Source organism: Desulfosarcina ovata subsp. ovata, assembly GCF_009689005.1.
In the GTDB taxonomy this organism is placed as follows: domain Bacteria; phylum Desulfobacterota; class Desulfobacteria; order Desulfobacterales; family Desulfosarcinaceae; genus Desulfosarcina; species Desulfosarcina ovata.
In genome coordinates this window covers 4,035,000-4,060,894 of record NZ_AP021879.1, presented here as the reverse complement: position 1 = coordinate 4,060,894, position 25,895 = coordinate 4,035,000, and the positions used below count along the sequence as shown (strand labels likewise).

The window sequence follows — 25,895 nt, the reverse complement described above, 5'->3', positions numbered from 1 at the left end:
GGGCGCGGCTCTTTGCGTCCCCTGCATTTTTTTTGTTGTGTGCCGGGCACGGCACACATCTTAAAAGTGAGCCAAGCATATCAGTCTGTTGGATCGCTTGGCAAGTCTTAGACCCAGCCCGATGGAGGCGAAGGGTGTAGCGACATGGCAACTGGGTATCCGGCAACGGTGCCTGGGGAGGAAGCCGCCCTGCTGCGGCAGGGCCGTCGCGAAGGTACGGGGTGACGAACAGAAATCGAGTCAGGCGCGCATCTGTGGGACCAGCCTGCAACACAAGGTTAAGTCCTCTATCCATCTCAGGCAGTGCTCGTATACTCGGCGCTTACGTACCGAAAGATGTGTGTTTACCCCGGGAGGCCCGCTGCATCTCGGGACTTGTCGTGTGAAATTGCCGGTAGGGGGGATTCCGGCCACCAAAACCCCCGGCATCGTCGGAAGACCGGCTCCTGACCGGCGATGAGCCAAACTCCGCTATGGAGAGGGACACGAAACCAAAGGATCCGGCGGCGGCAGATGATCCGAGTGAGCAAACCGCAAGGTGCGCCCACCGTGCAGCGGGAGTCAGCAGAGGGCATAATGTAACCGGAGGAAACGAGATGCGCGAGCTACCCGCGGGTCAAGCGTAACAGGAGGCTCACCCCGGTGAAAGGCCCGAACGGTGCCCGGCCCGAATGGTACGGGTAAATGAAAATGACCATTAGGAGACGTGTACTTATGAACATAAAGCCACAGCAGATGGAAATGTTTGTAGCGTCGCGGCTTGCCGAAAGTCTGGGAGGCAGAGAGCAGTTGTTGGAGTTGATTCTCGAACGACGTAATGTGCTCAGAGCAATGAACCAGGTCGTTGCCAATAAAGGCGCCCCGGGTGTGGACGGCATGAAAACCAACCACTTGAAAGGGTACCTGAAAAGGCACTGGCCGAAGATCAAGCAGGACCTGCTAAATGGGGATTATCGTCCCTTACCGGTCAGAAGGAAGGAGATCGACAAACCGGATGGCGGTGTCCGCCTGCTTGGTATCCCCACGGTATTGGACCGCCTTATCCAACAGACGATAGCTCAGGTATTGGAGCAGATCTGGGACCCGACCTTTTCTGAGTACAGCTACGGATTCAGACCAGGACGATCAGCCCATGACGCTGTCCTACAAGCCAAAGGCTATCTGCTGGACGGGTACACCCACGTGGTTGACATGGATTTGTCCAAGTTTTTTGACCGAGTTAACCACGACCGGCTTTTAAGCCGGCTGGCCACCAGGGTCCGGGACAAACGGGTCTTGAAATTGATCCGCCGGTACCTTACGGCCGGAACGATGATCGGGGGGCTTGTCAGTCCCAGCATAGAAGGAACGCCCCAGGGTGGTCCTCTGTCGCCGTTGCTCTCCAACATCGTACTCGATGAACTGGATAAGGAATTGGAGAAGCGGGGTCACCAATTCGTCAGGTATGCTGACGACTTCAGGATCTACTGCAAAAGCCGGAAAGCCGCCGAGCGTGTGAACAAGAGCATCACGAAGTTCATCACCGCGAAGCTCAAGCTCAAGGTGAACGAGGAGAAAAGCGCAGTGAGCCGACCATGGCTCCGCAAATTCCTGGGATTTACCTTTATCAGTATGTGTGGACAGACCAAGATCCGGATCCACCGGAAAACAATTTCACGTTTCAAGGAGCGAGTCCGGGAACTGACGAACCGTAATCAAGGGAGAAGTCTGAGCCAGATTATCAAAGATCTGAATCAGTACCTGATTGGCTGGTGGAACTATTATCGCCTGACAGAAGCCAGGCACCTGTTCAAGTCACTCAATGGCTGGATCATCCGCCGGCTGCGGTGCGTTGTCTGGAAACAATGGAAAAACCCCAGGACCAAGGTCCGAAACCTCAAAAAGCTTGGCATTGCGCATAAGGACGCCATGCTTTGCGGTAACGCCCGCAAAAAGTACTGGCGCATGAGCAAGGTCAAGTGGGTGATATTTGCTCTACCAAACCGTTACTTCTTCGAACGAGGACTATTCCTGCCTGCTCAATAACCTTCCTGATCAGCCGAACCGCCTTGGTACGCGATCCGTATGCCGGGTGGTGTGGGAGGGGGTGGCCGCGAGGCTACTCCCTATCCCGATGGGCGCTAACTCCACCAAATCAAATCAGATGTTGAGTATTCTGCCCCCATTTCTTTACTTGGTGTATATGCCTGCAGGCACTCAAGTAGAGTCTTTGAAACACCATTGCCATTTGGGTTTGATATAAAAGCGGCTCATCGCGGATTAGTGTGATTTTTCCCTATGATCAAAGTCATAGATATTTTTACCCAATGATTTTACAATAAAAATAAAAACCATATGTTTGGTTTTCACACTAATCCGCGATGAGCCATAAAAGCTTTGGGAGGATATTCTCCATCCCGCCCATAATCTAAGGGGTGGCGGCACGAATCTACAAACGGCTTGTCACCAGCCGCCCTCATTAGTTGATGCAAATGTCTAATTAACACAACCCCATCTACATTTGGAAATGTGTTTTTATCTGGGTCAAAGGAGTTTTGTGTAAAAAGGCCACTCTTCTCGTGGAGTAAAGCAGAAATGGGTTCGTAAATAAAATCATCCCAGACAACGACAAGGACGCCACTGAACTCGGGATTTTCTTCTTTGAAAGGCCTAAACTTACTCTCTGCACTTATAAGAAAATCCTTCAAAGGATTATCGCGTGGGTAAGTAATTCCTTTTTCGGTATCGGGCAACTGCTCAATTTCATCATTTGTGAAATTTCGAGCAGAAAGCTGAGTCGGGTTGCTTTGTCGAATTTTGATATGCGAAAGCAAGGAAGGTGCTTTAACTTCAATACCAAATGTTTTGCTTCCTCCTTTAATGTTCAACTCTGGGTTCTTTTTGCTTTTTTGGGTTGTTGGTTCCCATTGAAAAACTGCTTCAAATGGCCACTCGTATGTTAATAACTTATGGATAACATGAAGCTCTGAAATTCTTTGCAATAACTGTTCATAGTGTGGCTCATATTTTTCTCGTCCAGAAATGGATGCTATTGCATCAATAAATTCCTTTGCAAAATCGGGTAGTTTTTTATCACAGTCTATACATGCATTGACAATTGATTGTGCAAATGGATGATCAGAACCCCTAAGTCGATAATTAAAATGATATGCATAGTAGTGCCAATTCGAAAAAATTTTTGAATCGAATATGTGTTGATACAAATCATCTTCGGTAAGGCTGTATTTCATTGCTTGGTCCATAAATTTATGTTTAAAACGCCCAACGACCGGCCTTAGCGGGAGCGACTGCTTTTTGGCCGCGATCCGTTACAGGCCGAGGTTGGGCTGTGAATGTGGCAAAGAGCATTTAATAATACACAGCGTAGTTAACTGGAAATATTTTATTAATTCCTGCATATATTTCAGGTGGAATTGCCAAACCTTCGCTATCTTTTTCTTCATATGGATCTACAAAATATCCATCACGTATTGCTAATTTCCATTGGTTATCAATATGACGAAAATAAAATGAAACCAATGCTGGCAGCACTAGTTCGGTGCCTTGATATCGATGAGTTCCGGTAATGGATACTGTTCCGGATATAGAATTTACTTTTTTCTTTTTTATAATTGCAATAACTTGCTTGCCTAACCAATCAGGTTCAACAGAGTTTTTTGGAGTGGCCCACTCGGTGTCAAACTTATAACCGTTTGATAAAAATAGCTCTTTCAAATTCTCTCTATGCTGCTCTATAAATGCAACAAAGTCTTGTCCAATATCGGAATTTGTAATGTTTCTAAATTCAGCACGGTTAGATTCATTTTTTTTCTCACAGTAAATGACCCCAGCTATTACCGCAACTATAATTACCAAAGTAGATATGACGTTTTTGTTCATAATCTTAAAAATGTTCCTCTATTAAATGCCCAACCATGATCAGCAGTTGACAGGGCAATGCGACATTTCAGGCTGGCACGCGCCTCCCGCCCTGGCAATCTACTGTATTAATTTGTTGTGTGTTTTTTGATGATTTTCAAAAATCAATTCCAGTACATGATGCTCTCAAAAGTAGTGACACAAGATAATCAATAGCCTTTTGTTCCTTTTTAAAGTTTTTCTCATTAAATTTGATATTTCGTTCTTGATAATAAACAGACCATTTTTTGTCGTCAGAAACAAGATAATAGCCGTCTTTCAATGAGGGAGACTTTTTATAACATTCATTTGGGATACCATTTATTTTGATATATTCATCTATGTCTTTTCTTTTGAAATCGTAGATATCACTATATGAATATGCTGTGGCATTTTGAGCCTGCAATTTATTCAACAGATCACCTGCGTGACCTGTTAATAATGCGAATATTTTATCTTCAGTCGAATACATTTTTTACACACAACGGCCTACTTCACAGGCGAGAAGGGAAGAAGGCCCTTGAAGAAGATAGTTTCCGTAAAACTTAGCATAAGGCTAAGCGCGCCAACCCTGCGAGTCCAGTGAAAGTAGTGGTTAGTGGACGCAATTCATTTTAAAATAACTTGACCGCACTTTCCGCACTTAAAATCTTTAAGCACCGATTCACTGCGATGCCGATCAAGCAAGTGGTTGCAATATGGACAGACGAGGCCAATTTTGTGCATGTGCTGAAACATTGGAACTATCGTAAACCCTGTGATAATGAACAACAAAGCCAAAAATATTGAGCCAAATATGAGTCTATGATCTGAAATAAAGCTGATTCTCTTTTCAGCCAGTATTGAGGCTCCGATGAATAGCAATAGTGATCAATAGTGATATCGATCCGAATCGTCCTCTTTTTGCGGCATACTCCTTCTGTTTGGTCAATAATGATTGAAACTCTGATTTAGTAAAGTGGTTCATTTTTTCCCACTAACCCACCGGCACAGAGGGTGGAGTGGAGCGCAGCGGAACGGAACCCTTTGTGTCCGAGTGCAGCGCCGGGTTAGCATGACATTTGTTTTTTTAGCATGTTTAGAGCTTTTACGGCGGTTAATCCCTTTTTATTACATCGCACATAAATGCCCGGACTGAAGGCGTACTTGCAACTGAATCTCTTTCTGCATCATCAGTCAGGGAGTTTATATTGAAGCGCAGGTCATGCTCACCCCATCCCCAGGGAACACGGACGGTTCCGCACCGCACCGAGTCGCTGAGTCTGACCTTCATGAAAATCTCACCGTTAGGGGATATGATTCTTACTGAATCATTATCTTTGATCCCCCGCAGTTCCGCATCATCCGGATGCAGGTCAATAAAAGGCTCCGGCTCCTTTTCAATTATCCAGGAGATGTTCCGGTAGCGGGAATGAACAAACCAGCCTGATTTCTCACCGCTGATGCCGGCCAGAGGATATTTTTCCTTTGCATAGTCAAAGGTGATCCTTCCTGCCCGGGAAAGTTCAAAAGAGGGGATCGGTTCATACCCGTATTCAGATAAGGTTTCCGAATAAAACTCGACCTTGCCGGAAGGTGTATTGAAACCGTGCTGTCTGTATTTTTCAAATTCCGGTTTTTGCAGGGTAAGGCCATCCGGATGCTCACGCATCTGCCTGACTGTTATACCGGAAGGTTCAAGCTGGAAATCAATGGCTTCTTCCACAGTCTGAAAGGGAAACGCTTCGTCCAGCTTCAGCGCTCCGGCAAGATCAAAAATAATCTGCCAGCCGGGCCTGCTGTCTCCCAGAGGTTCAATCACTTTTTCCTGTAAAAGCATTCTATTTGCGTTCAGACCTGCTATATTCAGTTGCGTGGTTTCAAAAGTTGTTGTTGCCGGCAGAAAAATATCTGCCTGTCCGGCTGTCCGTGTCATAAACAGGTCAATCACCACAAGGAATTCCACCTGTTTCAGGGCTTCCGCAACCCGTAGTGAGTTTGCCGCTGTGACCAGGGGGTTGGATGCCTGAATAATAAGAGCCCTGATTGGATACGGTTTTTTATCCAGAATTGCATCGGGGATAACTGTGCTCACAGGAGATCCCCCGCCTTTGTTGAAACTGCTGAACAAAGGGTATCCGGCTGTGACCGGCTTCACTTTCGGATTCAGTGCGTCTTTCAGACTCATGTCTCTGACCGGTACCTTCTGCGGAAAAACATCACCTCCCTTAATATCGAGGTTTCCGCACAATGCCCGTAACATGCAGACAGCCCGCACATTCCGGGTGACATCGGCATTCATGTCAAGCCCGTTGCCGTCTGCTATACAGGCCGGTTTCGATCCGGCATACAGACGGGCGGCCTGCCGTATCTCCTTAGGGGTCAGCCATATGGAAGAGGCCACATACTCAGGTGCATAATTCCGTACCTCCTCTGTGAGCCGGTCAAAACCGGTCGTCCATTCAGCAACAAAATGTGAGTCATATAAATTTTCGGCAATAATGACCTGCATCATGGACATGGCCAGAATGCCGTCACAGCCCGGTTTTATCTGCAGCCACAGGTCTGAGGAGTCGGCAATGTCTGTTTTTACCGGATCAATGACAATCAGTTTCGCACCATGCCTTATTCCTTCCATCAGCAGGTTATAGTCAGGCGGACTGGAGGTTTTATCATTTTTTCCCCACACTATTATACATTCAGCATTGAGGGTGTCCGGCCTGGTTCCGGTTCCGTATGTGATAAAAGCGGGCAGAGCTCTTGTTGCATGGCACAATGAGCCGTTTCCGATGACATTCGGAGACCCGAATGCATGCATAAATCTCTGAGTATACTGCCAGACCGGCCCCCAGTCCTCACCGGTTCCCTTCAGCCAGGCCACAGATTCCGGACCATATTTGTTTTTATAGAATAAAAGTCTATCTGCCATGTCTGAAAGCACCGTATTCCAAGATACTTTCTGAAAATTCTGATTTCTGTCTGCATTGTTTCTGACGAGCGGTGATGTAATCCGGTCAGGAGCATAGACAATATGGGGAGCCGCGGCATTTTTCGGACAGAAGCGGCGCACGGTAACTCCGGGAACAGGTTTTCTTTTTACCGAAATCAGCCTCCCGTCTTTTACAACCGCATCGACAGGACATGTGTTCAGGCAGAAACGGCACATTGTTGAAACAGTTTTCATACATCCTCTTGAAAAAATAAAATTGAGGAGTTTGGGGGACGTTCCTCGGTTTATCGGATTTTCAGATTAAAATGATGTGATGCAACGCTCCAGGGGCGTCTATGCGGGCTTTCCGTGCCATACTAACCGCTTAGTAGACAGATCTAAAATTGTAACCGGAAATCCGACGAACGTCCCCAATCCCCCCCCAATCCCCCCCGACAGGTTCCGGTCCGCCGACTTGTTGCCCCTGGGCAGCCGTATCGGACCACGGTTATTGCTCGAACCGCTTTCTCCCGAGCAACTCCAGGATTATTTGTATTTCGCTCTCGAGACGGCCGGGAACCGTCAACTGATGACCGACGAATTGATTCTTACATTGTCCGCTCACGCGGCCAACAATCTGCGGGTGCTCAACCAAATGGCCGCGGAATTGCTCGCCACGGCGGCCCAAGAGAATCTGCCTCGTCTCGATGAGGCTTTGTTTTTTAAGTTGTTCTCACCGCCAATGACGAAATCCCAACATAGGAGAAGAAAATGATCATCGGTTTTTCATAACGGTGAAATACCAGTTGCCCGGTGAAACGGAGGCAGGCTCTGCTGGGGAGCAACCTGTCGAGGGATAGCCGGGTGCAGGAGGCATTGAATGATGCCACTGAGGGGAGCAGCAGACCACACTTGCTGTTCCCCTCGCTTTTTGGGCTTTATTCAAGCCTTTCTGCCCATGCCTTAAAAAACCCAATCAAATCAGATGGCGCGTAGCGCATCCATATCGAACCATATCATATCGAATGATGTCACCATTTGGAGTGGCCGCGTTTCCATCAGTTACCGAGTCCACGCTCACTTGATCCGGCATCCAGCATGCGCTGAAATTATAGGATAGCGCTAAAGCTTCACTTCGTGCCCGGCCTACGCCGGAATGACGCAAAACATGGATTTTTGATTTTTTACGAATCCGGCAACTTTTAATGTAAGAACAAAAAATACCATCTTTTCCCATATATTTTCGGAATCATCAAAGTATCATCTTTATTTTCCATATCGGTCTAATGATTCCTTATATCGGTGAGACTCTGCTGGGAGATGTAATGGTTTCAATGATTCTACTTAAACTTTTATCGTATTGATCGTTTCTGATATCAAGTGTGAGCGTCTCCTTTAAACGCAGTAATATTTCCCCCAGATTGTTTCGCAACTGGTGCAGTCTGGATTTCTCATTGTTCAAATCGATGGTATCGAGTTTATTTTCTATGTATTCTGGTATTAATTCGTCTATTTCTTGTATTTTAGCATCAATTTTTTGGGTGGCTTCCAATCTGAATCGCGGCTTGAAAAAATCGTCGTCTAAATAACAGGCAGTCAATTTTTTATCGCGCTTGAATTTTTCAAGGTAAAAGGTATTGATGGTTTCCATGGCCACCCAAGCCGACAGGAGGCTGTTGTTTGAAACAATGCTCAGGGTGATGGTGGTCTCCTCAATCGACCTTTCGATGAAGCTTTTGATATCCTCACCCGCTTTCATGGCCTCGCTGTCGATGCGTACCGCAATGCCGTTTTGTTCAAGTGTTTTTTTTAACTTTTGAGCGACATCGCTATCGCCATGGTTGTAGGAAATAAAAACGGTTGGTTGGTTTTCAGCGGGAAGTGCTGGTACTGGAGGAGACCCTATTTGCTCAAGTTCTGAGAGCAGATCCAACACCGCATATCTGATTCGTGTGCGCGTTTTGTTTTCCTCTTCAGGACCGATGAGACCCTTTCGGCTGTCCTTTTTATTTTTACCCAAAGCCGCCTGATGAGAAATTAACTGGTCGCCATAGTCGGTATTCAAATCAGGAGCAACTTTCCGAAGCTCTTCAATGGCCTTTTCCAATTTGTCGACAGCAATCAAATTTCTAATTTTATCAATTAATTTTTTCATTTTAATGCTCAAAATCTTCATCGGATCTTAACTTCCAGATTCTATCACACTTTTTTGTAGTGCCTCCACACACTTTCCGAGCGCCGCATCAAGAGCGCCATAGCGCGTTAAGCTTGTTGTGTCTTTCGTATGTGGCGCTGTTTTTTCTTTTTCTTCTTTCTTTTTCTTCTTTTAAATTTCATCAATAAACTTTAACCTGAAACGATTTCATGGATAATATAGATGGGCGAAAGAAGAGAGAAAACTAAAATAGGAATTCCGATAACAGCAGCGATCATGTTGTCCCAATCCCTTTTGCGAATCTCTTTAAACCATTTCTGGACTTGTTTCTCATCAAAAAGCGATTGTGCGATGGATTCCAAAAAACCTCCCTTGCTCGAAAGGTCAAAAGAAATAAGCAACAAGAAGATAGGAATAACAACAATGATGAGAAACCTGATGATTTTTTTTCGTCTTTTCCCTTGGCGTTCCTCGAATTGGCGTTGTTCTCTCTGCTTTAGGATGGGGGCAACCAGTGTATCATGACTCAGTTCATACATATAGCCACCGCTGCTGTGCGGCTCGGCCCTGATAAGGTGGGTATCGACAAGCTTTCCAAGTAAATCGTCATTGATATCGAAATCTCGATAAATTTGCCCTTCATACATACTGATGCGCCGTTGTTCCTCATCGAAAATCAGTCCTTCTTCGATAAAGATCTTGGCAAGTTTCTGTTCTTCCTTGGAACCTAATTTGTTAATGCTGAATCCATAATAATTTCTATAGATTTCGGCTAAGTCACCAACTTCACTTAATTTAACCAATGCATTATTGTTTTTAATAACGACATTTTCTTCAATGTATTGGCAGAGGATCTGTAGCTGAAAAGATTCAATGGGTCTTTGATCTTTCTGGGTCAGAAAATTCAAGATGGCTTCCAACGTTCCTGGGTCATAGTCGAATGACGCAGAGTTAAATACTCCCTGTTTTTTGGCTGGTTCAATGATCGCCATTTCGGCTTGTTTTCGCGTTAGGGGTTTTAATTCGTAACAATATCTAAAAATATTGGGTATCTGCGTTGAAAGTCCATCCAACAGGCTCATTTTGTCGGAACGAATTGAAAACACCAATTTTAAATTCAGCGGCTTTTGAATGAATTCCCACTGTTCATCCGTCAACAGGTCAGGGCTTTTTCGTTGCTTCAGGCGTAGCATTCTTTGAAAACTTTTTGGTATGCGGTTATAGAGCAATTCCGCTAACGATTCGGCAACCTCACCCACACCTTGGGGATAAGTAAAAAGTTCCTCGAATTGATCAAATACTAATAAAATATTTTGTTTATAGTCAATTGCATTGTGCATGCACTTAATTTGCTGCCAAAGGGACCTATTTTCAGATTCGATCTTATCTAAAAAACAATTCGTATTAGAAAAATGCGATATTTTGTCTTCCAGAATATCAAGTGGATATTGAAGCGTATCCTTGTTGTAGTTATTGAAACGTACTGGAATAATTATTGTATTCTCATTTTTCTTCAGCTTCGGTATAACACCGGCATTCAGTAAAGAGGATTTCCCTAATCCGGATTTGCCGTGTAGCACACAGAGTTTCTCAACACTGATAAGTGTGGTTAGACAATATGGTTGAACGTTAGCCACCGCGGCAATAAAAAGGCCTGCCAAACCTTGAAAACGTGGGTTATAGTAAGCGTTCGTTAACAACCCTAACTACAGAGCCAAAATCAAGGAGGCAGGCCGTGAAAAAGATTGTAAAGTATGTTGGTTTGGATGTCCACAAAGATTCGATTACCATTGCTATCGCCGATGAAGGACGTGACGGAAACGTTCGAGTGTATGGAAAAATCAGCAACGACCTGGGGCAGATTGATAACGTCATGCGAAAACTGATTTCACAAAACGCCGAATTGCATTGTGTTTATGAAGCAGGTCCATGCGGATATCCAATCTACAGGCATTTAACAAGCAAGGGAATCGATTGCGTTGTCGTTGCTCCGGCGCTGATCCCCAAAAAAACCGGTGATCGGGTTAAAAACGATCGCCGAGATGCAACCCACCTGGCGACGCTCCACCGTTCCGGAGAACTGACGCCGGTGTATGTCCCCGATCAGGCCGATGAAGCACTTCGTGACCTGGTACGTGCACGAAAAGACATCCAAATATCGCTCCGCAAAGTCAAACAACAGATCAATGCCTTTTTATTGCGACAAGGGATCAATTATCCAGGTAAAAGCAAATGGAGTAAAGCGCATTTAAATTGGCTGGCGGATCTGAAGATGCCGCATCCGGCCCAGCACATTGCCCTTACCGAATACCTGGACGCCATGGGAGACCATGAGGCCCGCGTTAAGCGCATCGAAAAAGCGATTGAGCAATGTTGCCAAACCAGTCGATTGCTTCCGGTTATCGAGGCTCTGCAAGCGCTCAGGGGGATTTCTTTGCTCAGCGCGGTGACCGTCGTCGCTGAACTGGGGGATCTGAGCCGTTTCGATACGCCGGCACAGCTGATGGCCTATTTGGGTCTGATCCCATCGGAGCATTCAAGCGGTGGCACCATCAAAAAAGGCCCCATTACCAAAACCGGCAATACCCATGCCCGCAGGACGTTGATCGAATCGGCTCAGGCCTATCGTATGCCGGCCCGGAAAAGTAAGGCGATCCGTAAACGCCAGGAAGGCTTGCCGGACGATGTTTTGGATATTGCCTGGAATGCACAGCTACGACTATGCCACCGCTACCGCAGGTTGATTGCAAAGGGCAAAAACCATAACGTGGTCATCACCGCGATTGCACGCGAGTTGGCCGGTTTCATCTGGGCCATTGCCCGGGCTGTTCCAATCGTGGCCGCTGAAAGATGATTTGTTATAGCGTGGAAACCCAGGCCTATCAAGGCCAAGCCCTAAAGGGTGCTCCCTAAGGTCGCAGCCTTGACAGCCCTGACTTTCCACGCTGGGTGGGAATTAGCGACGGCGAGAGAAGCGCGACTGTTGCTCCGGCTCAAGAAGCTGGATAAGTACTTCTCTATAATCGATGATGCAAATAGAAAAAGAACTTATTGATTTTAAAAATGCTCAAGAAAGGATCGGCTTTATCAAAGAACAAATATAGCCATCGAGCTTTTGGATAGGGGCGCGGTCGCGGTTTGGAGAACCCTCGAAAAAGCTATCGGAATAGGCCTTCAGGCCGAAACTCCCGTCTTTAGACCGAGGCAGCTCCACGACGAAGCCTAGTCAGGCGGTATCCAACCCGCGAATATCAGAGTGCTCTACCGTCGTTATTGCAGACCCCGCCTCTATCCAAACGCTCGATGAAAATTATTGGCCCAAGTTTTTTGGGTATGGATAGGTTTTTCTCTTGACAAGTGTTCAACCATATCAGCTTTTCAATGTCTTTTTCTCTACCGAAAAACATCCCTTCGTGAGCAAGGGTAAAAGGCATCGATCCTGGGTATCGGTTCATTTTTAGCATATCATTGCTCCACCTTTCAAAAAAGAAGGTATCAGTGGAAAGATAAGCTCAGATCGGTGAATAATATGATTAAAAGCTTATTTCATCGACAATATCCTTTAAGGCCTCAACTAGTTTGTTTCTTGTAGTTTCGACATCATCCTTTGAAAGTGTGTTTTTTCTTGAAGACCGTTCCAGACGGTGATAACGGGCGGAGAGACCTATGATTTCATCGAGCATGTCCTTTTGGTCGCTGTCGAGTGCATCCTTTTTTTCTCTGCTTTCCAATTCTTCAAGAATAATATCGATGGACTCCTTTATCTTATCCTGCTTCATTAGATCTTTTGCAACTTCTTTAATAGAGATTTGTGTGATCTCTTTTTTCTCCCGAAGATAGTATAATTCCCTTGATTTTTCATATAGGTCATTGACAAACTTTTCGATATCTGTTTCGATAATTTTGACACCATAATGGATATCGTATGTTCTAATGAGTTTGTCATCATCAATAAGAAGATACTCGGCAGCCATGGAAAATTTATCAGTGGTCAGATTCAACAATTTAAGCAACAGCTTCAAATACCATTTATTGAAATTGAATCCTAAAAATACAAAATAATTAGCGACATCAAAAGATCGCCTAAGATTTATAGGAAGTTCGTATTCTTTTATTATTGAGAAGAGAAATTGCAAGAGATCGTCTAGGTTGCAGACAAGTGAATTTTGATCTTCAATGCTTCCGAACAAATTATATAAAAGGGGTTTTTCTTTAGTAGGTACGTCAACCTCTTTTCCTGGTTTATTTTTAACATAATATCTGAAAGCATGATCAATCCCGCAATCCTCAAAAGCTTGCTTCATTAACGAGTCTGGTGTTATCGAAACAATCAGGTGGCATGGAATCAATGCCAGTTGTTCGTATATTTTGCTGGTTTGGGTATTGGACTGAAAGTATTCTTCAATAAAACTGTACATTCTATTTTTTGTTTTATTGTCGCATATAAAGAGATTGTCACGGCCAAGATCGATATCTTTGTCGAAGTTTTGTTCCCTTAGATATTTCAGTAAATTGTTCAATAATGTATCGCCGTTCTTGTTTATGACAATATCAGGGCCGAGCAAAATAATAACCTTGTCATGCTTGAAACTCTTAACTATCTCTTCAATTGATATCGGTATTTGCATATCGATTCGATCCTTATAAGGTATACAAGAACGACAAACATCAGCACGAATTGGTGAAGGGCCATCTGGTATGGGAAAGTTGCAATTATAAATCAAATATGCCAACCTTACGGATGCGTGTCAAACATTTAAAAAAAATGATAATCAACCTGAAAAAAGAGCCAATACGGCTTTAGTCCAACACGGTTTGCCTAGGGTGTAAACCCAAATTGGGGCAAATTCACTATCAGCCGTAATTGTATAGATTTTCTCGCTCTTTGAAAAAGAAAGCTGAACTCGAAACGCGGTTTTTATAAAGTGTCGCCCATGAGTGAGAGCATGACCATTCAAGGACTTCGAGGGACATTCCTCGGTTTATCGGATTTTCAGATTAAAATGATGTGATGCAACACTCCAGGGGCGTCTATGCAGGCTTTTCGTGGCATAATAACTTTTTAGTCGACTGATCTAAAATTGTAATTCGGAAATCCGAGGAACGTCCTCTATAGCTCCCTATAGCTCCCCGGCCGTTGCCCTCGAAGGCGGTGACGCTGACACCCACCTCCACGGTCAATCCGTGGCGCACCAGCGCGTCCAGAATAATCTGCCCGGCCACCGGATCCACCTGCATGCTGAGCGGATAGCCTGACGTGATCAGCAAGGTCACTGCAAGACCGCGCCGAAGCAAGCCGTAGGCGGCCTTGAAGCCCGCCGGACCCCCTCCAGGGCGGCCACCTGCTGGCGGGCGTGTTCCTGGGTACGCATGTAAAAAATATTTTTCAGCTCCATTCCCTCGGCATCCAACGGGCGAGGATCGGAACCGGCGGCGATGAGCAGCCGATCGAAACCGGCCCGGACACCGTCCGGCAACAGCACGTGCCTGTCATCCACATCAATGCCGGTGGCCAGCCGGCCGAGCAGCGCCTGGATGTTCAAATCGTCGTAAAAGCGCTCCGATCGGATGGGCAGTTTCGCGTGGGGCTGGGATCCTTCCAGTACATGGCTGATCATGGAGCGGCTGTATGTATGGGGGAAACGTTTCGTCACCGATGATGGTGATGTTGGCCGTTTCATCGATCACCCGGATGGCCTCGGCCGCACACACACCGGCAATGCCATTGCCGATAATCGCGTGTTTCATAACACAACTCCCGCAGTTGCCCTGCCAGGTCGAGCAAGGACTTTGGAAAAATAGTTGCCACCGGTGAAAAGGAATAATTGCGCACCATCGGGTCGCGGTGACTGTCCGGCACCCGCCGAAAGGGTGCCGTGGACCGGGAAAAGAAAGGGTTGATACGAGAAGTATAATATCGGCTGGGGCACATTATCGTCAAACGCTATTGTGCCCCGTATTCCCGGTCACTGGCGGCGCGTTACTGGCGCCACGTCGCCAATTACCGTTGCTTCCAGTAAGGCCTGACGATGAGGAAATGGAGTAACGCGAAATAACCGATACCGGTAAAATCGGGCAAATCCCCGCAAGCCGTTCAAATAGAAAAAATGCCCATTATTTTCGGATCTTTACACATTCCGCATTTTGTCTTAATATAAACAAATCGTGCTATATTTGGCATTGTTCACTTAACAAGGAGGCAATCATGGCTGGACAAATTTTTTATCGTGAACGACAAAAGGTTAAAGATGGTTCCAAAACCCCGCGCTTCAGGGTCGCCGCGGTCTCCGGCGTGGATCTGAAGGTGTATGCCGGACATCTGCGGAAAAATGAACTCGATCAGCTGGCCAGCGCTGTGGGGGCCCAGCTTGTGGAACTGAAGGGCGGCGGCCATAAGGGGGCACACAAGTAATTTATTCGCCCGGCGTTCACCCCCCCAGCAAAAGGAGAAACCATGCCATTAGTCAGGGATAAGGACGGCAAGCGTCTGCATGTGAAAAGCCGGCTCATGGGCGAAAGCCTGGTGAGCAAGGAGTTTATCGACAACCTGGATGTGGCTCCCCAGGAGCGGCTGCACCCGGACGTGGCGGTCATGAAAATCGGCGGCCAGTCCATCTGCGACCGGGGAGCCAAAGCTCTGCCGGCCATCCTCAAAGAGATCGTCCAGATCCGCAAGCAGCAAAAGCTGGTGATCACCACCGGAGGGGGAACCCGTAGCCGGCACATCTACACCATCGGCCTCGAGATGGGCATGCCCACGGGCATCATCGCCAAATTCGGCAGCATGATCTCCGAGCAGAACGCCCTCATGGTCGCCACTTTGCTTTCACCCTGGGGGGGCATCCAAATGTCCCACTCCGATATCATCAAACTGCCGACCTACTTCGCCGAGGGCATCATTCCGGTCATGCACGGCATGCCGCCCTACGACTACTTTGCCATCAAACCCAAAAAAGGCCGCATACCGATCCACCGCACCGATGTGGGACTGGTCATCCTCGCCGACCTGCTGGGATCGAGAACCATCCTCTTCATCAAGGACGAGGACGGCCTCTACACCGCCGACCCCAAAAAGGTGCCGGACGCCGAATTCATTCCCGAAATCGGTGCCAGGGATCTGCTGGAAAGGGACCTGGACGACCTTGTCATCGAACGGCCGTGCCTGGAAATCATCCAGAACAGCGAGGTCATCGACCGGGTGCAGGTCATCAACGGCATGATCCCGGGCAACATCACCCGGGCCATGAACGGCGAACATGTGGGCACGGTTATCTACCGCCAGTAGTTATAGCATTCAAGATAATGTTTTTGGGCTGCGTTATCGGTCGTCGCGGTATGGGTTATACAGCTTCCTCCCTTTGGCCTTGCCAAAAACATTATCTTAAAAATATCATCCCTAAAAATGTCCGGTCCGCCCCGGCAGGTTGCCGGGGCGGACCGGACATTTTTTTCTGAGCCCCAATGTTGCATAAAGCAGTATCAAACAATCCATTTTTAGTTCATTCGAAGAGCAATGTTAAATGAAATGTGTCAAAATGACAGCTGTGAACGATAATGAACCACAAACAACATTTATCAAATCTTAATTCTTAATGAACCTTCCGCAGTATTGTCGGCCGCCCCATACAAAAACACAGTGACGATGGAATCTTGTGATCTTCATTTTCATATGATAGTTTTTTGCCAGATTTCAACACCGGTAGCAGGGCTTAGACGGACTTTTCAAACAGCCTCTTAAACTTTTTTGTACGGTTAGGCATAACCAATGACCAACCGCAAACCAACCCATCCCCCGGCCGTGCCCCTTTGCTACTCCAGTGAGCAGGCCCGCACCGTGCTGGATTCCCTCTCCGCCCACATCGCTATTGTGGATGAAAAGGGCATCATCCTGGACACCAACCGGGCCTGGCGTCAGTTCGCCATAAAAAACGGCATGTCCGAAGGTTATGACGCCATTGGCGACAACTATCTGGCAATCTGTGAGTCAACCCGTGGCGATGAAGGGGAAAAGGCCCAGGCGGTGGCTACCGGCATCCGCAACGTCATAGGCGGCCAGGTGGATGAGTTTCTTTTTGACTACCCCTGCCACGGCCCCGACGGTCCCCACTGGTATTACATGCGCGCGATCCGCATGTCCGGCGAAGGATCCGTACGCGTGGTCGTCAGCCACGAGGAAATCACGGCACTAAAGCTCACCGAAGAAGCCTTGAGAAAAAGCGAGGCCCAGTTGACCCGGCAGAAAGTGGAACTGGAAGAAGCCAACATCGCCCTCAAAGTCCTGCTCAAACAACGGGAAGATGACAAATCCGACCTCGAACAGAAGGTGATCACCAATGTCAAGGATTTGGTCCTGCCATACCTGGAAAAACTCAAACGGGTCAATCTGCAAGCCAAGGATAAAAATCTGGTGGAGATCATCGATGCCCACCTGCAGGACATTATCTCACCGATGATGCAGAAGCTGGCCAATGCCAGCATCATTCTCACTCCCCAGGAAATTCAGGTGGCCTCCCTGGTCAAGGACGGAAAGGCAAGCAAAGAAATTGCCGACATCCTCAACATCTCGCAAACCACGGTCCATTTTCATCGCAAAAACCTGCGCAAAAAATTCGGCCTGAGCAACAGTCGGACCAACCTGAGAAGTTATCTGCTTTCCATTGCCTGAGAGGCCGATTTCCGTTGTGGTAGGTTTTCCCTCTTAGTCACCTGCTAACCCGCTCATATGGCGTCCATCCCCATCGATTGTTACCTTCAGCGTGAAAAACGCTTTGGAGGATGACATGAATAAAATCGATATGGACAGCATCGCTGATATTGTCTTTCAGCTGAAATGGGACAGCACCGGCGCCACGCACACGGAGTGCTATGCCGCAAGGAGCGTCAACCTGTGGCGGGACTGGCTGCCGGACAACGTCCGAGATGCCCTGATGGGCCGGCCGGAAAGGGAGAATATTACGGTGGACTTTTCCGTCGGGGAACTTTTCGGTTCGAAATCCGCGCCCCTGTGTATCGATCGCCAGCGCTTCTGCATGCCCCCCATGGTCGGCCGCTTCTACCCCAGGGGTCGCATCCGCGGCTTGCCCGGAGTCTTTCCCCAGAACATGCAGCCATTCCGCTGCGTGGGGATCAACAATGGCCACATGCAGGTGGATCTGGGCCATCCCCTGGCGGACTATCCCCTGACCCTCTCCATGACCGTGGGGCAAATCGAAGCGAAAACCACCGAACGGGGCGGCAGCAGTGTGGACTGGATCGGCATGCTTACCGAGGGGCCGGGCATGCAGGCACGCTGGAAGAACCGGCCCACCGACTTTTTCAGCTCCGGAGCCTTTGAACGAAAGGATCAGGAAAGTGACGACCGCTTTTACGCCCATCCCCGGCTGGTCCACCATCTGGACCAAACCGCCCGGGAGATGGTCGCCAACGTTTACAAACGCTTCGTCAGGGACGGCATGCGGGTACTGGATCTGATGAGCAGTTGGGTTTCCCACCTGCCCCACACGGTGAATCTGGAAGCCGTTCACGGACTGGGGATGAACCGTACCGAACTTGAACAGAACCCCGTATTGGCGGGCATAGACGTTCAAGACCTGAACACCTCGCCGGTCCTTCCCTATCCCGACGCCGCATTCGATATGGTGGTCAACACGGTTTCTGTCGAATACCTTATCCATCCGCTGGAAGTATTCGCCGAAGTAGGAAGGGTGCTCAAGCCGGGCGGCACCTTCGTGGTCACATTTTCCAACCGCTGGTTTCCAACCAAGGCGGTCCGCATCTGGGATCAGCTCCACGAATTCGAACGCATGGGGCTGGTGATGGAGTACTTCCTGACCAGCGGTTGTTTCCACCGCTTCGGCACCTACAGCATGCGGGGACTGCCACGCCCCAGGGACGACCGGTATGCCGGGGAACGGCTCCATTCCGACCCGGTTTACGCGGTGTGGGGAACGAAAAAAGAATCATCAAATAGGAGGCACACATGAAACTGAAAAACTATTTTGAAACGACCAAGGGGATGGGCGTCCTGTCCACCGCCGACGACCGGGGAAAGGTCAACACTGCCATCTATGCCCGCCCCCATGTGATGGACGACGGTTCGCTGGCCTTTATCATGCGCGATCGCCTGACCCACCACAACCTTCAATCCAATCCTCACGCGGCCTACCTCTTCCGCGAGGAGGGCGACGGTTACCTCGGCCTGCGCCTGCACCTGACCAAGATAAACGAAGAGCAGGACACGCCTCTGGTGAAGGAGATTTGCCGTCGCTGCCGCATCGACGACAAACCGGATGCGGTACGCTTCCTGGTGATCTTTGAAACCGATGCAAAGTTTCCGCTTCTCGGTGACGGGGAAACGTCTGAATGAGCCGGGTGACCGCATTTGGATTGATTTTTGTTTTTCGCGGGCATGGCCCGCTCCTACGCGTGCCAATTGTTTGGTTCCACACCGTTTTCTGTAAGAGCTGGCCATGCCTGCGACCAGATTTTTCTAATCCGGGCTCTGAATGCGGTTACCCTGTCTGAATGAGCCGGCAGGGTTTCCTGAGCCCGTTGGACGTGTTATGCTCGAACATCCAATGCCCATGGGGAAAAAATGGCAGATTTGATTAAAATCGGCGTCAGCACCTGCTCCAAAGAAGAGGAAGGGCGTCTTCACGACCCGGTGTTGCGCGAGACATTCATCGAGCAGGTATTTACCCTCAAGCGCTGGCGTGATGCCCTCAAAAACCGGCACACCATCGGCAACCTGGTGATGTTCCATACCCGCGAGAAATTGTTGCTGATGGCCCACAGCCCGAAGCACTACCGCAGCATGGGAAAACTGGTGGCCGAAGGCAAGTCAATGCCGCCGGAAGCCCTCTACACGAAATACGAATCGCAGCTCATGGAGGCACTCCATCTGAAAGCCACGGCAGCAAAACAGACCAACGTGCTGATGCACATCCTGGGCTACTTCAAAAAAGCACTTTCGGCCGATGAAAAACAGGAAGTGCTCGAGATGATCGAAAACTATCGCCAGGGAGCTGTTCCGCTGATCGTTCCGGTAACGCTGCTGAACCATTTCGTACGCAAATACCGCCAGCCCTATCTTGCCCAGCAGACCTACCTGACCCCCCACCCGCTGGACCTGCAACTGCGCAACCACGCCTGACCGCCGTTTGCCGGGGGGGGGGCATGCAGACGACAGTTGGTGTATTCCGGCAGACATCTGAACATCGCATTCAGGCTTTTTATTGATAATTATTTTCTTTTAGTTATATTTCCTTTTAATCATGCCCGGCGCCATCGGAAGCCTTCCTGACACAAAAACGCCATGACAAAGGCGTAGTTGATGGAATGCATTTGAAATAACCGTTGACCATAAATAGATACAAATGTTATTTAATAATAATTATTATTTAACCACGCACTTCCGAACCACATCAACTTGATTCTGTTATTATGGATATAAAAAGGAGGAGATTATGAATGACGATAGCAAGTGCCCGGTAACGGGCAGGACAAGCAAACCCATTGCCGGCGGTGGCACGTCCAACCGGGACTGGTGGCCGAACCAGTTGAACCTTAAGCTTCTTCATCAGCATTCGAATCTTGGCAATCCCATGGGCGAGGCGTTCAACTACGCTGAGGAATTCAAAAAATTAGACCTCGATGCCCTGAAGAAAGATCTCTATGCCCTGATGACCGACTCGAAGGACTGGTGGCCGGCCGATTACGGCCACTACGGGGGGCTCTTCATCCGGATGGCGTGGCACAGCGCCGGCACCTATCGCATGGGCGACGGCCGCGGTGGTGCGGGATCCGGCAACCAGCGCTTTGCACCGCTGAACAGCTGGCCGGACAACGTGAACCTAGACAAGGCGCGCCGTCTGCTCTGGCCGGTCAAGCAGAAATACGGCCGCAAAATCTCCTGGGCCGACCTGATGATCCTGGCCGGCAACTGTGCTCTCGAGTCGATGGGGGTCAAGACCTTCGGCTTCGCCGGCGGCCGCGAGGACATCTGGGAACCCGAAGAAGACATCTACTGGGGTGCCGAAGAGGAATGGCTGGCCACGAGCGACCAGCCAAAAAGCCGCTACTCCGGTGACCGCGATCTGGAAAATCCCCTGGCGGCCGTGCAGATGGGCCTGATCTACGTGAACCCGGAAGGCCCGGACGGTAATCCGGACCCGGTTGCCTCCGGCCGTGACGTTCGCGAGACCTTCGCGCGCATGGCCATGAACGACGAAGAGACCGTTGCGCTCGTCGCCGGCGGACACACCTTTGGCAAGTGCCATGGCGCCGGCGATGCGGCGCTGGTCGGCCCGGAACCCGAAGCCGCACCCATCGAGGAGATGGGACTCGGCTGGAAAAGCAGCCACGGCAGCGGCAAGGGCGGCGATACCATCGGCAGCGGTATCGAGGGCGCCTGGAAGCCGAACCCGACGAAGTGGGACATGGGCTACCTGAAAGTGCTGTTCAAATACGAGTGGGAGCTGGTCAAGAGCCCGGCCGGCGCGAACCAGTGGCTGGCCAAGGACGTGGAAGAAGCGGATATGGTGGTTGACGCCCACGACCCGTCGAAAAAGCACCGGCCGATGATGACCACGGCGGACCTCTCTCTTCGTTACGATCCGATCTACGAACCGATCGCGCGGCGCTACCAGCAGAACCCCGAGGAGTTTGCCGATGCCTTCGCCCGGGCCTGGTTTAAGCTGACCCACCGCGACATGGGCCCCCGCTCGCGCTATCTTGGCCCGGAGGTCCCGGCGGAGGAACTGATCTGGCAGGACCCGGTGCCTGCCGTCGATCACGAACTGATCGACGCCCAGAACATCGCCGACCTCAAGCAAAAAATCCTTGCCTCGGGACTATCGATCTCCCAACTGGTCTCGACCGCCTGGGCGTCGGCCGCCACCTTCCGCGGCTCAGATAAGCGCGGCGGGGCCAACGGGGCACGCATCCGTCTCGCGCCGCAGAAGGACTGGGACGTCAACCAGCCGGAGCAGCTGAAAGCCGTGCTGCAAACCCTTGAGGGCATCCAGAAGGCGTTCAACAGCGCCCAGTCCGGCGGGAAGCGGGTCTCGCTGGCCGATGTGATTGTTTTGGGTGGCTGCGCGGGTGTCGAGCAGGCGGCCAGGAATGCCGGTCATGATGTGACCGTTCCATTCACGCCGGGACGCACGGATGCCTCACCGGAGCAGACCGACGCGGTATCGTTCAATGTACTGGAACCGAAGGCAGACGGATTCCGTAATTATCTGAAAACCAAATTCAGCGTATCGGCAGAGGAACTGCTGGTCGACCGGGCGCAACTGCTGACCCTGACCGCTCCTGAAATGACGGTTCTCGTCGGCGGATTGCGCGTTTTGAATGCCAACTTCGGACTGTCCCCGCACGGCGTCTTCACCAAACGGCCGGAGGCGCTCACCAATGACTTCTTCGTGAATCTGCTCGACATGCGCACGGCGTGGAAGGCAACCGCGGACGACAACGTGTTCGAGGGCCATGATCGCGAAAGCGGCGAACACCGATGGACCGGCACCCGTGTCGACCTGATCTTCGGTTCGAACTCCCAACTGCGGGCCCTGGCGGAAGTTTACGGATGTGCGGACGCCCAGGAAAAGTTCCTGAACGACTTTGTCGCGGCGTGGAACAAGGTGATGAACCTGGATCGCTTTGACCTTGCCTGATCGTTACAAAACGGTCTTCACGGGCGTCTGAAAGCCCGTTTGATAAATCCGTCTAAAGCCCGCTAACGGCGTTGGAAAGTGTTTCAAAATGCTCACATATTACATATATGCTCCGCTTTTGAGCCACTTTCCGCCTTGTTATCGGGCCTGATCCAGACTTCTCAAACGGGCTCTGAGAGGCACGAATCGGATAATTTGGAGAAGAATGCGATGGGTGTGGTGACTGTCGCATCCCTCTCCGGTGTCATCTCAACCAAGCGCCAACCATCGTAAGAGCGGATCCGCCGGTCAGCGCCATTGACCGGCATCGCCGTCCCCCGGATCGATCAGTTCGAATCCCATATCGCGAAGCTTTTCTTTGAGGTGGGAGATGTTCATGGCCAGCAGATAGGGGAACACGGCCCACTTTCCGGGACGCCAATTCCGGTAAACCAGAATGGAACCGAAGGGAACCTTCTCGCTGATCATAACATTGACGATCTTTCCCATGGCTTCGATTTTTTCGTCCATCACGATGCCCAAAAGGGCACCGGGCTCCTTGATCCCCAGCACCTGGACAAAGGCATTGAGCAGATCGCGGTCCGAAATAATGCCGATCACCGTCCGGCCGTCATCAACCACCGGAAAGGCGCCCACCCGCGATTTTTCCATCAGCAGCAGGGCATCCTGGATGGTCGATACGGCTGAAAGGCGGATGGGGTCCCTGGTCATCACGTCCCGCACCCGCACCGCGGTTTTGACAGCCGCGCCGTTGTCGGCAGTGTCGAATTCATGAAAATAGGTCGACCCCAGGGCACTGCGAAGATCGCGGTCGCTGACCATCCCGAGAAGAACATTGTCGGGCCCCGTCACCGGAAGGTGGCGGCACCGGTGATGGATCATCAGGCTCCTGGCCCTGGCAACGTCCGCCTGGGGATCGATGGTGACCACCGGGGTGGTCATGAATTGACTGATAAACATGAGGCACCTCCCTAATTAATGACCGGTTGGTCCGATGGCAGGTGAGAGAATATGGGAACGGTCAGCATATTGAGTGCTTACTGGAAGCATAGCACACGCCGTTTTGGCGTCAAGCGGATTGTCGGTGAAAACCACGCGGCAGCACGATCTCGAACCGGCTGCCTTTGCCCGGCTCGCTGTGGACCGAAAGGGTTCCGTTGTGCTTCTGGATAATCTTGCGGGTCACATAAAGACCGATTCCGGTTCCCCCGCGACCCTTGGTGGAGTAGAAAAGATCGAAGATCGAATCGACTTTTTTGGCACTCATTCCCCCGCCGGTGTCCTCGATCGTAAAACCGACGCTGCTCCGGTCCACCCACAATTCGAAGTCGATTCGACTCTCTTTGTCCGCCGGGTTTTCAATACAGGTTTCGACCGCGTTGTCGATGAGATTGAGCAACGCGGTCCGCATCAGGTCCGCATCGATCTCCATTTCCACTGTTTTTTCCGGGAATTTCGGGTTGAACCGGATGTTGGCCCCGCGAACCTTCAGCTCCACATTGGCGACCACATCACCGGCAAACTGAACGATATTGACCATTGCCGGATTGAGCGGCCGCTCTTTGGCGTAGTAAAGGATGTCCATAATCAGCTTGCGGATGCGCTCGACCATCAGCTTGGTCGCATCCAGCCCCTCCTCGATACGGCCGGGCCGGTTGCGGTAAAACCCCGAATCGATCAGGTACATCCCGGCGTCCAGTCCGGTCAGGCAGCCTTTCATATCGTGTGACAGGGTGCTGACCATCAGCCCCAGGTTGGCCAGATTGGCCTGCAGCTTGCGGACCTGGGTGACGTCGGCAAAAATCACCAGCACCTGGACCAGCTTGCCGGAAACGGTTTTGATGGGGGCGGTCCAGGCCATCATGTTGACCTTGAGGCCGTCGTTGTTGGTCAGCAGCATTTCGCCCTGCTGGGCCTCGCCGGTCCGTATCGTGCGGGTGATGGGGTCACGGTATGCCGGAAAAATGCCGGGACGGAAAACATCGAAAAATAGCCGTCCGCTGCACTCGCCGAAATTCTCCCGGAAGCGCCGGTTAATGGCATTGATCCGAAAACGCCGGTCCAGAACCACGATGCTCGACGGCACGGCGTTGAACAGCTGTTCGTAACGCTGCTGGGTATGCCGGCTCTCTTCGGCCAGCCGGTCGATCTCCTTGGTTCCGGCAAAAATTTCGATGACCAGTTCGATGTTACCGTCATTGTCGTAGATGGGCGCCGTGTGCACGTTGACCGGCACCCGTACCCCGCTGGCATAGCGTACCAGGGCACTGGTATTGAGAACGCTTTCCTTTCTCAGGGTGCGACCCACGGGGCATCCGTTCCGCGTCCCCCGCCGTCCGACGTAAATACCCCAGCTGTCCTGATTGAGGCGGTTGCCCAGATGGCGCAGGTAGATGCTGTTGGCGGCCAGCAGCGTACAGTCCCGGTTGTGAATGGAAACGAAATAGGGCAGCTGATTGAAATAGCGCATGCCGCCCTGGGCGCTGCGCGCCACCTGGCCGATGAAAATCGACATCTTTTCAACAATCTGCCGCACGGCCAGAAATCGTTCGGTATCGATGACCTCGCGCACACTACCCCTGGCCCGGGACTCCAGATTCTCGGAAAAGGAACGGATACGACGGTGCAGGCGCACGGTCTGTTCCATGCGCTGGAGCACCACCTCAAGCACCAGGGGTGCTGCCGGCAGCGACAGGAATTCGTCAGCCCGCCCCCGGTATTCGGCCATGACGGTCTCCACCGGGCCAGTTGTGGTCATCAGGATCTGGACGGTCGCGTCGCGCAGCCGGATGCTGTCCATCATATCCGAAACACCGGCTGTGGCGGCATTGACAATCACCCACGGTGGCCGCATGGTGTCGAACTCACGGAGCCCGTCACCGCTGCTGCGCGCGGAAACCACACGGTACCCCAGGTCCACCAGTGTCGGAGCCAGGGTTTCCACATGGGGGGCATGATCAATGATCAGAATCGGTTGTTTAAGCATGGCGCGTCGTTATATCAAACGGTGTCGTATGGGTGATCCAGCGACAGGTGGCCTCGGAAAACAGGTCGGCCACCTCCCCCAGAAAAAGCACGCCGGCCATCTCAACGTCCCGGATGGTCGTGTCGGCGGCCAGTTGCCGGAACAGCACCTGGGGCGTGGCAGCATTGCCCGATGCGTAAATCCGGCTTCCCGGTGGCGGCAGGGTGGCGTTAACAATATCTTCAACGCGTTGGACGATTTTCATGGATTCCCCCTGATTGGTGATCACGCCGGTCC

The 25,895-nt window shown here is 50.4% G+C and carries 22 protein-coding genes; 10 read left to right on the top strand and 12 right to left on the bottom strand.

Features of this window, described 5'->3' with window-relative positions:
- The first annotated feature begins 714 nt into the window (after nt 1–714).
- The gene (gene ltrA, locus GN112_RS17950; protein WP_231716902.1) at nt 715–2,025 is read left to right on the top strand and encodes a group II intron reverse transcriptase/maturase; all 1,311 of its coding nucleotides are present in this window, start codon (nt 715–717) and stop codon (nt 2,023–2,025) included.
- A gap of 320 nt (nt 2,026–2,345) precedes the next feature.
- Here ltrA and GN112_RS17945 read toward each other — a convergent pair whose 3' ends face one another.
- From GN112_RS17945 to GN112_RS17930, 4 genes are all read right to left on the bottom strand, one after another.
- On the bottom strand, nt 2,346–3,230 hold the full coding sequence (locus tag GN112_RS17945; RefSeq protein WP_155311477.1) for a hypothetical protein: 885 nt from the start codon (nt 3,228–3,230) through the stop codon (nt 2,346–2,348).
- 118 nt (nt 3,231–3,348) lie between these two features.
- Complete coding sequence (locus GN112_RS17940; protein ID WP_155311476.1) at nt 3,349–3,879, bottom strand: hypothetical protein; 531 nt, start codon at nt 3,877–3,879, stop codon at nt 3,349–3,351.
- A 136-nt stretch (nt 3,880–4,015) separates the two neighbouring features.
- Nucleotides 4,016–4,312 (bottom strand): hypothetical protein, encoded by a 297-nt coding sequence (locus GN112_RS17935; RefSeq protein ID WP_155311475.1) that lies wholly within the window; start codon nt 4,310–4,312, stop codon nt 4,016–4,018.
- A 681-nt stretch (nt 4,313–4,993) separates the two neighbouring features.
- The gene (locus tag GN112_RS17930) at nt 4,994–7,060 is read right to left on the bottom strand and encodes a molybdopterin-containing oxidoreductase family protein (RefSeq protein ID WP_155311474.1); all 2,067 of its coding nucleotides are present in this window, start codon (nt 7,058–7,060) and stop codon (nt 4,994–4,996) included.
- 256 nt (nt 7,061–7,316) lie between these two features.
- Here GN112_RS17930 and GN112_RS17925 point away from each other — a divergent pair, with 256 nt between their 5' ends.
- Nucleotides 7,317–7,580 (top strand): hypothetical protein, encoded by a 264-nt coding sequence (locus GN112_RS17925; RefSeq protein ID WP_176603544.1) that lies wholly within the window; start codon nt 7,317–7,319, stop codon nt 7,578–7,580.
- A 519-nt stretch (nt 7,581–8,099) separates the two neighbouring features.
- On the opposite strand, the gene GN112_RS17920 is transcribed toward GN112_RS17925, so the two are convergent.
- Both GN112_RS17920 and GN112_RS17915 read right to left on the bottom strand, forming a co-directional pair.
- Nucleotides 8,100–8,960: a TIR domain-containing protein gene (locus tag GN112_RS17920; RefSeq protein ID WP_162458989.1), complete on the bottom strand. Its 861-nt coding sequence runs from the start codon at nt 8,958–8,960 to the stop codon at nt 8,100–8,102.
- A 191-nt stretch (nt 8,961–9,151) separates the two neighbouring features.
- Nucleotides 9,152–10,597, bottom strand: a complete 1,446-nt coding sequence (locus tag GN112_RS17915; protein ID WP_331457567.1) for an nSTAND1 domain-containing NTPase — start codon at nt 10,595–10,597, stop codon at nt 9,152–9,154.
- Between the two features lie 98 nt (nt 10,598–10,695).
- On the opposite strand from GN112_RS17915, the gene GN112_RS17910 reads away from it, so the two are divergent.
- Entirely contained in the window at nt 10,696–11,814 is a 1,119-nt protein-coding gene (locus GN112_RS17910) for an IS110 family RNA-guided transposase (RefSeq protein ID WP_155310575.1), read from the top strand.
- A 679-nt stretch (nt 11,815–12,493) separates the two neighbouring features.
- Here the strand turns inward: GN112_RS17910 and GN112_RS17905 are convergent.
- The 3 genes from GN112_RS17905 to GN112_RS34010 form a co-directional block, all read right to left on the bottom strand.
- Nucleotides 12,494–13,588: an SIR2 family protein gene (locus GN112_RS17905; protein ID WP_155311471.1), complete on the bottom strand. Its 1,095-nt coding sequence runs from the start codon at nt 13,586–13,588 to the stop codon at nt 12,494–12,496.
- Between the two features lie 403 nt (nt 13,589–13,991).
- Complete coding sequence (locus tag GN112_RS34015) at nt 13,992–14,234, bottom strand: hypothetical protein (protein WP_231717052.1); 243 nt, start codon at nt 14,232–14,234, stop codon at nt 13,992–13,994.
- Nucleotides 14,231–14,641, bottom strand: coding sequence for an FAD-dependent oxidoreductase (locus tag GN112_RS34010; protein WP_197743344.1), 411 nt, complete (start codon nt 14,639–14,641; stop codon nt 14,231–14,233). The genes GN112_RS34015 and GN112_RS34010 overlap by 4 nt, the downstream gene beginning before the upstream one ends.
- A gap of 524 nt (nt 14,642–15,165) precedes the next feature.
- On the opposite strand from GN112_RS34010, the gene GN112_RS17895 reads away from it, so the two are divergent.
- The 7 genes from GN112_RS17895 to katG all read left to right on the top strand — a co-directional run bounded on the left by GN112_RS17895 (nt 15,166) and on the right by katG (nt 22,633).
- Complete coding sequence (locus GN112_RS17895; RefSeq protein ID WP_155311470.1) at nt 15,166–15,372, top strand: hypothetical protein; 207 nt, start codon at nt 15,166–15,168, stop codon at nt 15,370–15,372.
- A 42-nt stretch (nt 15,373–15,414) separates the two neighbouring features.
- Nucleotides 15,415–16,245 (top strand): amino acid kinase family protein, encoded by an 831-nt coding sequence (locus tag GN112_RS17890; RefSeq protein ID WP_155311469.1) that lies wholly within the window; start codon nt 15,415–15,417, stop codon nt 16,243–16,245.
- A gap of 480 nt (nt 16,246–16,725) precedes the next feature.
- Nucleotides 16,726–17,625 (top strand): LuxR C-terminal-related transcriptional regulator, encoded by a 900-nt coding sequence (locus GN112_RS17885; RefSeq protein WP_155311468.1) that lies wholly within the window; start codon nt 16,726–16,728, stop codon nt 17,623–17,625.
- 115 nt (nt 17,626–17,740) lie between these two features.
- A complete protein-coding gene (locus GN112_RS17880; RefSeq protein WP_155311467.1) occupies nt 17,741–18,943 on the top strand; it encodes a class I SAM-dependent methyltransferase in 1,203 nt (400 codons plus the stop codon).
- Nucleotides 18,940–19,326: a pyridoxamine 5'-phosphate oxidase family protein gene (locus GN112_RS17875; protein WP_155311466.1), complete on the top strand. Its 387-nt coding sequence runs from the start codon at nt 18,940–18,942 to the stop codon at nt 19,324–19,326. Before GN112_RS17880 ends, GN112_RS17875 begins: the two co-directional genes overlap by 4 nt.
- A 228-nt stretch (nt 19,327–19,554) precedes the next feature.
- A complete protein-coding gene (locus GN112_RS17870; RefSeq protein ID WP_155311465.1) occupies nt 19,555–20,112 on the top strand; it encodes a YbgA family protein in 558 nt (185 codons plus the stop codon).
- A gap of 313 nt (nt 20,113–20,425) precedes the next feature.
- The gene (katG, locus tag GN112_RS17865; protein ID WP_155311464.1) at nt 20,426–22,633 is read left to right on the top strand and encodes a catalase/peroxidase HPI; all 2,208 of its coding nucleotides are present in this window, start codon (nt 20,426–20,428) and stop codon (nt 22,631–22,633) included.
- Nucleotides 22,634–22,921: 288 nt separating this feature from the next.
- Here the strand turns inward: katG and GN112_RS17860 are convergent, their stop codons facing one another.
- From GN112_RS17860 to GN112_RS17850, 3 genes are all read right to left on the bottom strand, one after another.
- Nucleotides 22,922–23,593 carry a CBS domain-containing protein gene (locus tag GN112_RS17860; RefSeq protein ID WP_155311463.1) on the bottom strand — a complete coding sequence of 224 codons (672 nt, stop codon included), beginning with the start codon at nt 23,591–23,593 and terminating at the stop codon, nt 22,922–22,924.
- Nucleotides 23,594–23,702: 109 nt separating this feature from the next.
- On the bottom strand, nt 23,703–25,619 hold the full coding sequence (locus GN112_RS17855) for a hybrid sensor histidine kinase/response regulator (RefSeq protein WP_155311462.1): 1,917 nt from the start codon (nt 25,617–25,619) through the stop codon (nt 23,703–23,705).
- Nucleotides 25,612–25,863 (bottom strand): hypothetical protein, encoded by a 252-nt coding sequence (locus tag GN112_RS17850; RefSeq protein ID WP_155311461.1) that lies wholly within the window; start codon nt 25,861–25,863, stop codon nt 25,612–25,614. The genes GN112_RS17855 and GN112_RS17850 overlap by 8 nt, the downstream gene beginning before the upstream one ends.
- Nucleotides 25,864–25,895: the final 32 nt, after the last annotated feature.